Raw genomic sequence first — 15,687 nt, forward strand, 5'->3', positions numbered from 1 at the left:
TAACTGGTAAAAAAATGAATTTTAGTATTAACTAACCAATTAGGATAGAAAATGGTGCCTATGATACTTATATTTTCGTTTTATTCCACCAGCTTCTATAGTTAATTGATTAAGTGTATCTGGAAGCGTATATCGATATAACTCTTCGACATATACAGACAATCTTGTTTTGGAAGTATTACATGATTTGTATGATATTGTAACAAGACTTGTATCGTTTCCCGCTTCTCCATGTCTTGTTGCGTTTGTCATTTCCTCTTGTAAACAGCGATAGAAAGTTCTATACAGTTTTGTTTAATAACACTACATTCTGTATGGTTTCTTAAAAAATTTCAGTAAAAGAATATATTAATTTTGAAGTGTACAAATAGGGAGAGTGACTTCAACTATAGTCCCCTTATTCATTTCACTCTCAATAAATATCTTTCCCTGATGTGTTTCAATGATTTTATAACAGATCATTAACCCTAAGCCAATCCCCTCTTCTTTAATACTATAAAAAGGTTCTCCGAGGTATGGTATACGTTCTTTTGGAATCCCACACCCTTGATCGATAAAACGAATGCTTACTTGATTATTATCAAGTATATTTAATTGAATGAGAATTTCCCCTCCCATCGGCATAGATTCAATTGCATTTTTTAATATATTAACAAATACTTGTTTTAATTGATTTCCTTCACATGAAATCAATGGAATACCAGGGTTAAGATCGATTCTAAATTTTATATTATGCATCATTGCTTGAGGTTGTAGTAGCATTAAAACTTGATCCATTAGCACACTAATGTCATTAGGCTGTATTTTTACCACCTGTGGTTTGGCTACCGCCATAAATTCAGTTGTAATGCTCTCTATACGCTCAATCTCTGATGATACTATATTAATATAACCCTGATTATTCTCATTTTCCGTTGTTTTTAGTAATTGCATGAACCCTTTCATTGCAGTTAATGGATTATTAATCTCATGAGCCATTGCAGTCGCTAATTGTCCTACAACAGCAAGTTTTTCAGATTTTCGTAATAATTCTTCTGTTTTTAGCCGTTCAGTGATATCACGAGAAATACTTAGGAAAACCTTTTTACCATTTAAGTTAAAAACACGAACACTAAACTCAGTTGTTATTACTTTTCCTGTTGGAAAAACATATTCATCTTGCAAAGTGAAGGAAGTTTGTCCCTTTTTAATTTTTTCTAATAGCTTTACGATCATTTGAGAATCTTGTGGTACTATATTTGAAAATGATAATGAGAGCAACTCTTCTCTACTATATCCAAATCTTCTACACCCAACAGGGTTTACCTCAATAAATCGACTTGGAGCATTATCTTCATTCAGCTCTACTACATATACCGCATCAGTTGCTTGTTCAATTAGTGCACGATACTTCATTTCACTATCTCTTAATTGCTGGTGTAATCGATGCCGTTCTCTTTCTGCTTGTTTTCTTTCAGAGATGTCTCTGCATATCGCTGATAAAGCTATCACATTTCCTCTTACATCTAGTATAGGAGAAACTGTCAGACTGATATCAAGAAGACTCCCATCGCTCCGTTGTCTAACAGTTTCTAATCTAGTAACTACTGATTCACCTGTTAGAATTTTCTGAATATTTTTAAGCGATTCTTCCATTAAAAAATCTGGTACACAAGGTAATCTCTTACCTATGATTTCTTGTGATGACCACCCAAATATCTTTTCATAAGCTTTATTGGCTTGTAAAATATGCCCTTCTCGATCAGAAATGGTAATAGCATCTAGATTGTGCTTTATAAATGATTCCAATAATTCTTTGGTAGCGCTTAATTCTGATTCTACCTTTTTCCTTTCGGTTATATCAACTGTAGAACCAACAACTTCAATAACTTGTCCATTTCGTTTAATCGGCCTAAGCGCAATAAGAATAATAGTTTTATCATTTGGCCAAGGTAATTCAAATATAATTTCTTTTCCTTCCCATGCCTGAAGATAGTACTTCATCAATTGTGGAACTAAATGTGGAGGAATAATAGAAGCATCAATAGTACGTAAGCTTTTTCCTACCACCTGTTCAGAATAAAATCCGTTTTGATAATAAAACTGTCCATCACATAAAGTGTGTATAAAGTGCTTACCCACTTTTTTAAATTTAAAAATTCCTCCTTGAAGCTCATGTACGGTATCTGTAAGTTCTTGCTTCGATTTTTTTAATTCTCGATTCATTTTAGATAAGTCCTGTGTTAAATAATACAATTTCTGGTAGGCTTCCATAAGAAATAGCCCAATTAAAAGTCCTAACGTTATATATAATAAGCCTCCTGTGTAAAGTAATGTAGTATTAAATAATACCCCAACTAACCACTTTATTCCAATAAAAACAGAAAAATAGAAAGATGCACTTTTAAAAGGATGTAGTTTTTTTACATAAGTTTTAAAAGTAGAAAATAGAATCCCCATACCTAAATAAGCAATCACAGGAGGTTCCCAATACCCTCCAATGTAAAAGATACGCATTAAAATTATGCTAATTAACGTAATCCAACCAGCAATACGACCAAAGTAAATAAAAGATAGAATAAGAGGAACAACTCGAAGATCGTAGGAAAATCCCATGTATGGAAAAGAAAAGAACATTAACGTAACTGCAATAATCCCTCCATAGAGCTTTTCGAAATATCGACTAGAATTAATTGTAAACACTTGAATAAATATTGCTGCGCTAACTAATAAAGAAAAAATAGAAAGGTTGATGAAATAATCTTTAATAATCATGTAATGTCCCTCCTTGCATTAAGTGTATTCGACAAAAAAGCTAAAAATCCTACAAATTGTATAAACAGTTCAAATGCATAAATTTTAAACTAGGATAAAATCTAGAAAAGTAAATAAGGGGCACAGCAGATGAGATATTTTAATGAAAAATAGTTCAAAAAAGATAATAGTAACCGTTGATACTATTATCTTTTTTCTTTAAGTTATCGTAATATGTCTGAAACTCTAAGGGACGTGGTATGTCGTTTCATCGAACAATCATTATGCGCTAAGTTCATGAATATAGAAATTTCATCTGAAATTTCCGAAAAATAACACAAAAAACAAAACTATCTTTAAAACTAGAAAAAGCCTATATAAATGTCAACTAATCTATGTACAAAAACGTTCACTTAATTTGGTATAAAATTACTCCACTTAGGAAGCTAAGTAATTCTTCAGGGTTGATTAGAACACCTGTAGATACTTCAGGATAACTACATAATTGTATGAGTAATGCACTTGAAACCTTTCGTTAAAACCATACACATAATACAACTAACTCCTTGGTTCAATATTTACTTTTTCGTTGAACAAATTCTTTTGCTTGAGCAAAGTATTCTAGGATATAAGGAGATTTTTCAATTAACTTGGTATCTAGTTTATTGTCCAGCTCCAATTACTTTGTTACTTTTCAGATTCAGTTCATTATATTTTGTACTTTGTCTTTATACACAACATATTCTTTACCATCCACTACTGCTACTACCACAAATTCATCATTTGGATTGAATGAAAGCCAATCAGCCCACATGTTAGTATTAGCCCCTCCACTCCACATATTATGAACAGTGTTTTTAGTTAAATTCATAACTTTATAAGACGCATTTGGCGCATTTGTTCCAGTCTTTATTTCAAAAGTGTATGCGTTATGAATCTTTTTATAAAAGTAGAAAACGTTTGCTGGACGAAGCTGATTCAAAAAATCCTGTTCTTTTTTCTCTGCAATTTTTATCCCTTCTTGCAAAGTGACAACATCTGTTTTTAATGTTTTCCAACTGTTTTTCGCTGCATTCAAGCTAGGGGTTAAGAATTTATATTTATTTTGATCAGCTTTTTGATCAGCTTTATCAATATGTCCCAGTACACCCAAATATTGAGAATCTAAATCCTCCCATTGTGTAGACATATAAGTAAGAGCAGTGATAGCACTATCAAGCATACTATGCATATCACTAATATTATGAAATGCAACTCCAACTACACGATTCAATGTTATTTTATAATCTACAGTCTGACGCAATTTTGCTAATTCAGGTTCTAGCCAACCTAACTTACCTCTTGCATCACCTATCATTATGCCACCAGCAATCAAGGTTGGAATAAAGGGGATTTTCACCATGTCTAATCCCTTAGATTCTATGTCTTTTTGATATTTTACTTGTCCTAAAAGGTCCTCTAGACGCTTTTGGTCAGCCTCCACATCAGCACCTTGGTTTTTTAAAATCGATTGTAATGTCTCTTTATGAGTTCCAAATGTTCTAACATCTTCTCCAATAGCATTTTTTAATTGAATTAATTCTTCTATTAATGCTTTTGCAGACTTTTGATTTTGTTGAATTCCTCCTTGTAAATCTGTAATCCCTTTTTTTAAAGTATCTCCATTTCCAGTATTGATCGCCTCTACTAATGTTTCATAATGATTTTCAAATTTTGTATCGTATTCTATAATGCCTGTCAATGTATCTAAAAGATGTTTTTTTACTTGTGTATTCCATGTAACAGCATGTGCTCTTGCATTCTTTTGATCTTGTACAATTTGACTAGGTAAATCTGCATTTCCATTAATAGTTATTCCTTCAAAACTCACATCTGGATTATGAATTAGCAAATAAGAATATTCATTCATAGCTTTTGCAAATAAACCAGCATCTTGCAAAGCTTTTTTCATCTGCTCTTCATTTGCTGAAAGAGACATATTTTCAGTGTTCGTTTGTTCAATTTCAATTGCAAAAGTTTCTATCGGTATGACTGCATAAGTAGTTGTTATAGTTAAAAATGCTGATACAGCGAGTAGTTTATTAGGGATTTTTTTCATTATTTCGTATTCCTCCTATATAGGGTATGATTTCAAGTTCTAATCTTATTAAAAAGCGATGTCTTTCAAAATAAGTTCTAAATCTTTTATCAGTATCGTTTGAACTTTCTTTAGCAGCCTTCAAATCATTAATTATTAAAGAAAATGTATATAATCTACTTCAAATTAACCGATTCTGTTGCAAATTTAAAAAAACAAATAAACTACAAGTTTATTTTTTATTCGAATCATATTTATATATAATTGAAAGGCGAAGTCTTTAATGAGACTCCGCCTTTCTGTTATATAAGGATTTATTAATTATCACTTTTCTGTTTAAAAGTGTAATCATAGACTTTCTATGTTTTAGTTTAGTTCACTTTACATCAGAATTAACATTTCCCTATTTTTGTGGAGTAACAGTTTCCACTTTTAATTCCTTTATTCCTTCTTTTAATGTAACAGCATCTGTTCGTAATGTTTTCCAACTGTCTTTCGCTGCATTTAAATTAGGTTTTAAGAATTTAAATTTATTTTGATCGGCTTTTTGAGCTGCATTCTCAATATGCCCTAGAACGCCCGAATATTGAGAATCTAAATCATGCCACTGCGTGGACATATAAGTAAGAGCGTTAATAGCATCATCAAGCGCCTTGTGCATTTCATTAATATTACTGTAAGCAACTCCAACTACACGATTTAAGGTTACTTTATAATCCACGGTCTGACGTAATTCTGCTAATAAAGGCTCTAACTTACCTAAATTATCTCTTGCTACTCCCACTATAATACCGCCAATTATTGGTAGACCCAAAATAGCACCCTTCATTACATTAAACCCATCAGATTCTAATTGTTTATAATAGTTTACTGATCCTAATACTTCTTCTAGACGCTTTTGATCGGCATCAACATCTGCACCTTGATTTTTTAAAATTGACTGCAAGAGCTCTTTATTACTTCCAAATGCTCTAACATCATGTCCAATAGAGTCTCTTAATTTAGTTAATTCTTCTATTAATTGTTGTGCATACTTTTGATTTTGTTGAATTTCACCTCGCAAATCTGTAATCCCTTCTTTTAAAGTTTCTCCATCTCCTGTATTAATCGCCTCTATCATTGTTTCATAATAATTGTCAAATGTTGTATCGTATTCAACAATACCATTCAATGTATCTAAAAGCTGTTTTTTTACTTTCGTATCCCAAGTAACAGCATGTGCCCTTGCATTCTTTTGATCTTGTACGATTCTACCAGGTAAATCTACATATCCATTAATGGTAATTCCCTCAAAATTCACATCAGGATTCTTAATTAACATATAAGAATAGGCATTCATAGATTTTGCAAATAATCCAGCCTTTTGCAAGGTCTCTTTCATTCTCGCTTCATTTGCAGAAAGAGCCGTATCTCCATTGTTCGTTTGTTCAATTTCACTTGCAAAAGTTGTTACTGGTGAAACTACATTAGCAGTTGTAATAGTTAATAGCGTCGATACAGCGAGTAATTTGTAAGGGATTTTTTTTATCATTTCATTTTCCTCCAATTTAGGTTTTAAATTTCAGTTCTACTCCTGTTTAAAAGCAATATCTTTTGAAATGAATTCTGCATCTTTATGAATATCATTCCAACTTTCCTTAGCGGCTTTTAAATCATCTGGTATTAAAGAGAATTTGTGGTCTTGCATAGAATCGATATTATCCAGTAAATCTGTATAATTTGCGCCCATTGTATTCCATTGCTTTTGAATATTTGTTAGAGACAATATCGCTTGATCTACAGTCTGATATAAATATGCCAATGTTTCTTTCGCGTTAGTAAGCGAAAGAACTGCTTGATTAGCACGATCTGCTTTCATACTTAATTCTCCGATTTTGTTAGAAATTTCATTATAGGAGTCCATATGCTTAGATGCTGTGACACCAGCCGCTGTTCCTAAACCAATACCAGCTGCGCCAAGAGCCGAGAGTCCGCCAACAACAGCCGGTGTTGCTGTACCGCCAGTTACAACAATAACTACCGCTCCTCCAATAGCTGCAATAACTAAAATAGCTGCTCCCAATCCACCACCAATTGACCATGCTAATACATCATCAAAATGTTTTTTCTGAGTAGAACGAAGTTGCTCAATTTCAGCTTGAAGTTGTGGAATCGTTGCCTGTTGACCTGCTAATATTGCAGTTAATCCACCTTTCCCATCTGGACCACCAACATTATTTTTAAAATCTGTAGAATTTTGATATAGTTTCCCCTTGAAGTCTTGTAGCATCTTAATCACATCTGTAACTTCTTTTGAATTTGTATTGATTGTAGTAATTAAATCACTTATACCCTCTTTTAGACTCGCCTTATCTTTCTTTTGTACAGTTTCTACTAATGTGTCGTAATAATTTTGAAATTGTTCATCGTAATTTACAATATTACGAGCAGTTTTTTGAATCTGTGGCTTCGCTGTATCTAACCAGTAATTCGCATTGATTCGTGACAGCTCTTGATTAAGGTGAATATTTTTGAGCAACTCTCCCCCCTCTGAGCCTAAATCGATATTAGATAAATTTACATTTGGTTGCTTAATCATTGTTTTTGCGTATAAATCCATTACTAGAATATGAGACCCTGTTTCAGCCAATGCTTTCTTCAGTCCTTCGGGGCCTAATGCATAATTGCCTACTTTTTGTTCTTGAGCGGTCGTTTCTTGTGCAAATGCATGAATAGTGTTACCGGTAGTAGCAGTTATAACAGTTGCTAATGTAGCTAAAGTTAGTACTTTGAATGGAAATTTTTTCATGACTATTCTCCTTCTTTCGCTAAATGCTTATAATCTTTATAGATTTCCAAAAACGTAATATCAAAATTTATATACTTGCTCTTCAAGGTAACTTATTACATTTTTTAATTGTCTTAATGTATCTTTTTGAGACTGCTCGTTAGTTGTATCAACATTAGTAGATAATTTTGTAATGCTATTTTTTATTAGATTTAAATCTTCTTTATAGCGCTTTAGTAGATCAAGTTCTACATCTACTTGATTTGCAAACGTATGCAAATCATTTTGTGTAAGAAGAAGCATTGATTTTTGTAAATCAGCTATTGATAGTTTCGTTGTTAAATCATATATTTTTTGATTTTGTTTCTCTAAATCATCTAAATATGCTCGCTGTTCTGCTGTTAATTTATTTACTTCAGCAAAAACGCCAAATGTTTTCTTGATCTTTTCAGTATCAATGACCTTCATCAGGTCATACTCTTGTGTTTTTGCTGCGGCTGCGGCTGCTATTTCACCTTGTTTGCTTTTCTCAATTGCTTCACGAGCTGCTTTTTTTGCTGATTCAATCTCTAGAGCAGTTTTACCTTGCTCTGTTGCTTCTTGCACTGCTTTTTTCTCAGCTTCTAGAATAGAGTTGTTAATTTCTTTTCCTTTGTTATACGCTGCCACCCCTGCTTGAGCAGCTGGTTCAATAATTTCTTTTGAAAGACTATAAACTTCTTTGAATATAGCAAATCCCTGTTCATTTAAAGCCCCTGGTATTAATGCAATTTGCTGTAAATCATTTTGAATTGCTTTTTTGGTATTTAATATTTCATTTTTTAACTGATCTATTTTTCCTGTTCCATCTGTACTTAGTATGCTTTGCGCAGTTGCCACATCAGTATCAAAATCTTTTAATTTTTTATCAAGCTGTAATTTAAGATCTGTTAATTCATTGATTTGCCGTTGCGTATTTTCTTGATTCGTCATAGCCATTTCTTGAAGTACTTCAAGTCTATCCGAAAACCCTTCTCTATCTTCTTTATTGTCTACAAACGATTTTAATGTCGGGTAATAGCTATTAAATTTTGTTACAAATCCTTTACTTTTTGAATTTAATAGAATTAACTGTGGATAGAGTTCCGATGACCATTCCTTCATATCTTGTTTGATTAGGAATTGATTTGTATTTAAAGCTGTGACTTCCTCTAACTGTACATTAGGACTCATTAAAGATTGATCAATATACGTTTGGATTAATTTAGATTGCGCACCTAATTTTCGTAATGAAGAAGAAATATCCATGCCTTCCTGTTGAGTTTCTGCTTGGACGATTGGTGTTGCAAGAGTATTGATAGGAATATTTCCTCCAGTTACAATGGATGTGACTAATAATCCTGTAATTATTTTAGTTTTCATTCCGTACACTCCTTTACCACTGTTTTTATAACTTAATTCATATGACTTGTACGACCTCTCTCTTTGTAAACTGGTTAGGAAGGAGAAATCTTTCAGATAGGGGAATATCGTTATTTTTTACTTCTAATAGGATGTAAGGATTTTACTTATCTCTCATTTCGATACTCTATTTTTTCAAATATAAATAACAAAAATTTATTAACTATATTTGAATCAAGCACCCTATGAATAGTAAATTATTAATTCTTCTCTAGAATTGCGGTTTAACCTACAGAACCGCGAGAATCAATAAACCAATGCTTACAGTTAATCTTGTCATAACATTGTTTAATTTCAATTTGATAATATATCTCTTAGTTTTGTCAGCAAACTCCTGACTAGACAACAAAAGGTGAAATTATACTGTACATCGCTTATACTTTTATTGCGGAATAACTTCACTTTTGTTATGCAGAAACTTAGAACACGTTTATTACAAATTTGATTCTTGACCTCTCGTAAATAAATAGACTATTTAGAAAATCATTTTCAACATAATGTTACTTACAACTTCACTATAATTCCTATTAGCGTAACCTTCTCCTTTCTGTCTGGTCATACCAGTTATGTTGTTCATTAAAACATTAAATTTTTAATGCGTAAATAGAAAAATTTTGTCGATTAAGCTCGATAATTTACTGTTAAATAAAAATATGCACATAAAAAAATTATACAAATATAGTTATTCGTAAATTTCATTTCTGTAATTGTAATGATTACAAATTAATGTGTATACGGTTAAAAATAACTATTTTAGCTCAACCAAGAAATTTTATTTTAGAAAAAATACTTATAGAATAATATAATAGGTCTTTTTATACTTTTTTACCTTTATTTAGTTATGTATAATTGCATAAAATGTAGATATGTTTAGTAATATATGTTATATCGTTGATTTTTTTACAAAACATCCTAATATTATTATTAATAAATACCTAATATGAAGATATTAGTCTATAAACTTATCTTCGTTATAAACGTAGGTTTTAAATTACAAAAAAGCTGCAAAGCTTCCTTGAAATACTTTGCAGCCTTCTGTCTTTTTGTTTTCTTTAGCAAAATAATGGTTAGTGTATTTTTCAAGTTAACTATACGGTACAAACATTTCCATTGAGCTTTTTCTCACATATGTGTTTATCAAATCTTCAAGAGCTATTTGTTTGAGCTGACGTCAGACTAGTGTTTATCTAATTCAAAACTATACCGATAAATTCAGCACATGATTGTTATTAAAAAAATAGATACACTTTGCTTCTCCATTATTTTTCTAACTCCTAAAAATTGAACTGCTCCGCTAACAAGATAATATCAGGTTAATCTCATACGTCTATTTGAATATAGGTTCTTTTTCTAGACAAATCACAAACTCTTTCTAGAGTAATAAGTTCAGTATTTTCATTTTTAGGGATACTTACACCCATGTTTAAGTCTTTACATTGGAGACAGCAGATAACAAGCTTATATTACTGTATATTTTTCACGGTACTGCCTAGGAGTCATGCTAGTGATTTTTTTGAAAACTCTTATAAAATAGCTTTGGTCATTAAAGTTAAGCCACGCACAGATATCTGATAACGAATAAGTAGTGAGTGTTAATAATTTTTTTGCTTCTTCCACTCGTTCCCTTTGAATATATTCGCTTAAAGTAATTCCCATTTCTTTTTTAAATAGTTTAGACAGATAAGTAGGCGTAATTTCTAAATGATTAGCAAGTTCATTCAGAGATATTCCATCGTAAACATTTTTATTAATATGTTTTATACATGTAGTAACCGCGTAAGAATACTTTTTTGCATTATATTCTTTCACACGATCTGCAAAGGTACGTAAAGCGTCCCCTGACAATCGTTTTGCAGATTCTACATTATCTAATTGTTCCAGGGTTTGTATATATAAAATACTATGAGCAAAAGCAATATCTGGTGGCAGGTTTCCTTCTATCGCATATCGAGTGGCTAAGGTAATCGCAATAATTCCAAGGTTTTTTTGATTCCTGAGCGGATCTTCTATTAGCATAAGTTCAACATCTTCTTGCGAAACCGCATACATATACTGTATTAACTTTTTTTTATTCCCTTCTTTAATAGTCGAAAAGAAATCATTTACTAATGCCATATTGTGCGTTTTAGGTTTGTTTTGTCGACGTTTTAAAATATATAAATCAGGTTTCACATTTTTATTAGGAATTTCCTCTAGTACTTTATTTTTTTCCAAGACAATATCTACATCTAACTTTTCATTGAAAATCATGTAATGTAATAAAATTCCCATATCAATTAATGTAGTTTTTTTAATCTCAGATAAACACTGATAATAGGCAAGTCTTTCTTGAATGTTATCATTTGATTTAAATTCTTTCTGAAATTTTATGATCATATCATCTGAATCTTTTGGATGTATAGTAGGACCGATTATAATAGTCCCTTTAATATCATCATGATTTTCTATATGAATTAGAACAAAATTTTCAAGATAGTTGTTACTTCTGAAAAGTGGCAAGTTAAAGGGATCGTTTTCTTGATAAATATCAGTAAGATGTTTTTCTTTTGAAGAATAAAAAGGACTACAAACATTATCAGATGTAGAATGATATAAAATCTTTCTGTCTGCAGATAAAATATGTATAGGGGCATTAAATGCTTTATGTGCAAGATCACACAAGTGTTGTATATCGATAGAAGTATTCATTACATTCTCCTTTATAGATCCATAAAATATATTCTGTTATATATAATTCACGACAAATAATACTATAAAATATCAAATTAGTACAATTCACAACAAAATATTACTATATCTTTTTTATAAAAATCATATATTATTTAATTGTAGTTAGCATCTAAACATCAGAGTAGATAAGTAAATGAAATAAGTTAAGTTCTTTTCTTAATTCTACAAGATATAATTATTGAACTTGAGAAAACAGTGAAGTACTACAAAATACAGTGGTAGTCAATGCGAGGACCAAGCTGGAAAAAGATTTAAAATACAGCGAAAGTAACAGGAGATACTGTACCACCGCAAGAAACAACAGTCAAAGTTCCAATTCAATCACTTATACAAATTGAATTCAAAAAAATAAATACTGCTAATTTAAATATGAAACTGAAAAACTATTTTGTTCCAAATTTTAGAAAAAGATTATAAGGAAGTTGTGAAATTGGAAACAGATGAAAGCGATACGGCTATTTTTGAAGCACTATGCTTTGAAAAGTAAAAGGTGAAGGAAATTCAAGTACTCAATTAAACTTTTAATTGAGAGAAAGGTCTTTTCATCAACAAAAAATAAGAACAAAAAAAATGAATGGAATATTTTAAATATTGTCGGTATAATGCCAAATAGTTTTATCTAATTGGCACTATATTACTGGTCGCAACATTAGTTTTAATTTCCACAAAAGAGGAAAAAATATATATACTTTACAAATACTAAGAATATCAAACTAGATAGTTTTATTACCGCATCACATAAAGTGAAACTTTAATCAGTGGGGGTTTTGTTCATCCCCCACTGATTATTAGCCCACACCAATCGGGGTTTTACTGCCCACAAATAGCGGGATAAACTTATTATTAAATTCCAAATACAATAGTTGTTAATCAACAAAAAAACTTCAATAATTAAGGTGCACAGTAAATTGACCTCAAAACAGTAATTACTACAGTATCAGTTTTTACTTATTCTATAAAAAAAGAAATATTACTTAATAATTATTACTTTATATCGATTTAGACATAAAACATTTTATTATATCGGCTTAAGTATTATGGAATTAAAATTGCAAATAACACCAAAACTCTTTTAAGGGCTCATACATCATTCGTATTGATTTAATTCTCTTTCGATACCTATGTCATTAACACAACTACAAAAGATCATTACAAAGGAATCTGAGAAGTTTTTTCAATTTCAAAATTTATTTTTTTGTAAATTAAAGGAAAAATAATCCGTATATATACGGATTATTTTCTTAGTGTAATCTGTATTGACCTGTTAACTATTTTTCAGCCATTCGAACTAAGCGTTTTGTAATCTCTCCACCGATCCGAACCATTTACAGATGATGATGTATCAGGTCCCAGTGTGACTCCTAGTTCAAAAGCAATTTCATACTTCATTTGCTCAATAGTACTTGTAGTAGCAGAAATAAGAATTTCATTTGTATTACTTTCGTATCTTTGAATATTTATAATTGTACTTCCAATATATTTATAAATAACATGTGCCTACTCATGCTATTTATGCATGAGTAACCTAATTTCTTCTAGTATTTTTATAAGAACCCTTTTCCTCCCCATATTCCACCAATTAAATTTGAAACACAAATGTACATTGCATTTCAATATAACAACAAAAGCAACGAATTTACTACTTTAAATTTAAGTGCTTAACCTTGACGTACTTAAATTCTTTTTTCCAGATAAAGCATACATTATATCTTGATGCTTGATTGTCCTCTTATAATTATGTGGTATCGGGAATTTATTTCGGTGTTCTTTCATTATAATTAAAGTTTGAAGTTCTATGCTCAATACTTTTGCGAGAACATGATAGTTATATCCATTGTTTAACAGAGAAATTATGTCATAAAACATAGTTTTTCCACCCACTAATTTTACTAATCTATTCTTTAACTCATCCCTTTTTTCTTTAGCTTCATCAATTTCTAACAACATGGATTTTTTATTTGTTTGCTTAATGTATTGAGTATATAACTCTGGGAATTCTTTTTGGACTTCTTTGTTTAATACTGGTTTATATTTAATCATATAAGTAACTTGTAACAATGAGCGTTTTAACAAACTATCTTCAATGAGATACGCTACTTTATTAAATAAATGTACATATTCCTTAATATTGGAATAACTATTAAAATGAGCTAATACTCTACTTTTTATACTAAAAGCCTTGCCTATATAAATAATATTGTCATTATAATCTTTAATGAAATAAATACCACTGTCATCTTTTTCTAATTCATTATCCAGTTCTTCTAGACTCATAAAATGCAATTCACTCATACTTTCCTCTCCTTATTAGTTTTAAATCATGAAAAACAGGCAAGGTTTCTAAAAAAGGCACTCTGCTGTCCTAGGATTTTTCATTTTAGTTCTTGCTAAATATCAAAAAACTGTTTCTATTTTACTCAACTATCAATATGATTATTAATACAATTTTCTATCGTTATTATCTCGCAATTTTATCATGTAATTTCGAGATCGTTTCCTCATTTAAATTACTATGTTTTATCGAATAAAGGAAATATATTACTACCCCAATAATAATCCAAATACTAAAGTACACCCATGTCCTTAACGGTAAATTTAGCATTAAAAACACACAGCATACAATTGCAATGCATGGTAATACAGGTACAAAAGGTACCATAAATCCACGTTTTAAATTTGGGTGTGATTTACGTAGGATAATAACTGATAGACAAACTAACGCAAACGTCACCAAACTACCGATATTAACTAAATTAACTAATTCTTTCAAGTCAATAAACCCAGCTATTAAAGAGCTACCTATTCCTGCCAATCCAGTTATAAAAGTGGGTGCTCCAGTTTTCTTATTAACTTTCGCAAATGATTTCGGTAACAATCCATCACGACTCATTGCAAAGAATACTCGTGTTGCCGCATACATATTCGAAAAAATAACTGCCATAAGGCCAATTACAGCACCTGCAGCAATTGCACCAGCGACTTTTCCTTGTCCTACCACTTCCATTACATAAGCCATTGCCTCAGGAACATTTAATTCTTTATAGGAAACCATTCCTGTCATAACAAGGCATACCATAATATAAATAATTGTACATATGATTAATGATGCAATAATACCGATCGGAAGATTACGTTTCGGATCTTTTACTTCTTCTGCTGAAGTTGCTAATATATCAAAACCCGTAAAAGCGAATAAAATAGCTGCTCCACCCGTAAAAACTCCACTTAAACCGTATGGTGCAATTGGTATCCAGTTCATTGGTTTTACATAGAATATACCAACCGTAATAAACAACAGAATCATTCCAATTTTAATCAATACCATTATATTATTGATTCGTTTACTTTCCTTCGTACCACGGGATAACATCCATGCTAATATCAATGTAATGATTACTGCTGGTAGATTCACAATACCACCATGCGAAGGAATCGTTACTAGAGCTTTAGGTATCTCTAATCCAAACCCTTTTATTAAATTGTGGAAATAGCCTGTCCATCCAGCAGCGACAGCCGCTGTTGCCACAATATATATTAATAGCAATGACCAACCTACTAGATGAGCAACAAACTCACCAATTGTTGCATATGAGTACGTATATACACTACCAGATGCCGGGAGTGTGGAAGCAATTTCTGCGTAACATAATGCTATAAATCCGCATATAATTGCTGCAAGTATAAATGAAAAAATAACTGCTGGACCAGCATCTCTTGCTGCTACTAATCCAGTTAACACAAGAACACCTGTTCCAACTATCGAGCCTACTCCTAACATAATTAAATCAAATGCTCCTAATGTTTTCGTTAAAGTCTTGCTTTGATTATGCTCTAACAATTGTGTAACGGATTTCTTTTTTAGTAAATTACTCATATTTTCTGTATCCCCTTTAAAATAAGGTTTGTTCGTCTCGTTAGTGTTGTATATAAATTTACTTAG

General features: G+C 31.2%; 10 protein-coding genes and 1 pseudogene. 1 reads left to right on the forward strand and 10 read right to left on the reverse strand.

What is annotated here, in order from left to right; all coding sequences use genetic code 11:
• Positions 1 to 39: 39 nt before the first annotated feature.
• From ATN06_RS29235 to ATN06_RS15670, 7 genes are all read right to left on the reverse strand, one after another.
• Positions 40 to 252 carry a hypothetical protein gene (locus tag ATN06_RS29235; protein WP_088116017.1) on the reverse strand — a complete coding sequence of 71 codons (213 nt, stop codon included), beginning with the start codon at positions 250 to 252 and terminating at the stop codon, positions 40 to 42.
• A gap of 96 nt (positions 253 to 348) precedes the next feature.
• Positions 349 to 2,754, reverse strand: a complete 2,406-nt coding sequence (locus ATN06_RS15645) for a PAS domain S-box protein (RefSeq protein ID WP_060631416.1) — start codon at positions 2,752 to 2,754, stop codon at positions 349 to 351.
• Positions 2,755 to 3,433: 679 nt separating this feature from the next.
• Entirely contained in the window at positions 3,434 to 4,834 is a 1,401-nt protein-coding gene (hblA, locus tag ATN06_RS15650) for a hemolysin BL regulatory component HblB (RefSeq protein ID WP_060631417.1), read from the reverse strand.
• A 379-nt stretch (positions 4,835 to 5,213) separates the two neighbouring features.
• The gene (hblB, locus tag ATN06_RS15655) at positions 5,214 to 6,341 is read right to left on the reverse strand and encodes a hemolysin BL binding component B (protein ID WP_000591969.1); all 1,128 of its coding nucleotides are present in this window, start codon (positions 6,339 to 6,341) and stop codon (positions 5,214 to 5,216) included.
• Between the two features lie 36 nt (positions 6,342 to 6,377).
• Positions 6,378 to 7,598 carry a hemolytic enterotoxin HBL lytic component L1 gene (gene hblD, locus ATN06_RS15660; protein WP_060631418.1) on the reverse strand — a complete coding sequence of 407 codons (1,221 nt, stop codon included), beginning with the start codon at positions 7,596 to 7,598 and terminating at the stop codon, positions 6,378 to 6,380.
• A gap of 60 nt (positions 7,599 to 7,658) precedes the next feature.
• Positions 7,659 to 8,978, reverse strand: a complete 1,320-nt coding sequence (gene hblC, locus ATN06_RS15665) for a hemolytic enterotoxin HBL lytic component L2 (protein WP_060631419.1) — start codon at positions 8,976 to 8,978, stop codon at positions 7,659 to 7,661.
• Positions 8,979 to 10,475: 1,497 nt separating this feature from the next.
• Positions 10,476 to 11,705: a helix-turn-helix domain-containing protein gene (locus ATN06_RS15670; RefSeq protein WP_060631420.1), complete on the reverse strand. Its 1,230-nt coding sequence runs from the start codon at positions 11,703 to 11,705 to the stop codon at positions 10,476 to 10,478.
• 430 nt (positions 11,706 to 12,135) lie between these two features.
• Between ATN06_RS15670 and ATN06_RS28555 the strand changes: the two genes are divergently transcribed.
• Positions 12,136 to 12,234 carry a peptidase gene (locus tag ATN06_RS28555; RefSeq protein ID WP_088116016.1) on the forward strand — a complete coding sequence of 33 codons (99 nt, stop codon included), beginning with the start codon at positions 12,136 to 12,138 and terminating at the stop codon, positions 12,232 to 12,234.
• A 781-nt stretch (positions 12,235 to 13,015) separates the two neighbouring features.
• Here ATN06_RS28555 and ATN06_RS29710 read toward each other — a convergent pair.
• The 3 genes and pseudogenes from ATN06_RS29710 to ATN06_RS15685 form a co-directional block, all read right to left on the reverse strand.
• A pseudogene (locus ATN06_RS29710) lies at positions 13,016 to 13,208 on the reverse strand (small, acid-soluble spore protein, alpha/beta type).
• Between the two features lie 189 nt (positions 13,209 to 13,397).
• Positions 13,398 to 14,039, reverse strand: a complete 642-nt coding sequence (locus ATN06_RS15680) for a nucleotide excision repair endonuclease (protein WP_060631421.1) — start codon at positions 14,037 to 14,039, stop codon at positions 13,398 to 13,400.
• 166 nt (positions 14,040 to 14,205) lie between these two features.
• The gene (locus ATN06_RS15685) at positions 14,206 to 15,621 is read right to left on the reverse strand and encodes an amino acid permease (protein ID WP_060631422.1); all 1,416 of its coding nucleotides are present in this window, start codon (positions 15,619 to 15,621) and stop codon (positions 14,206 to 14,208) included.
• Between the last annotated feature and the right edge of the window lie 66 nt (positions 15,622 to 15,687).

Origin of the sequence: Bacillus thuringiensis, assembly GCF_001455345.1 — a bacterium.
GTDB classification, from domain to species: Bacteria; Bacillota; Bacilli; order Bacillales; family Bacillaceae_G; genus Bacillus_A; species Bacillus_A thuringiensis_N.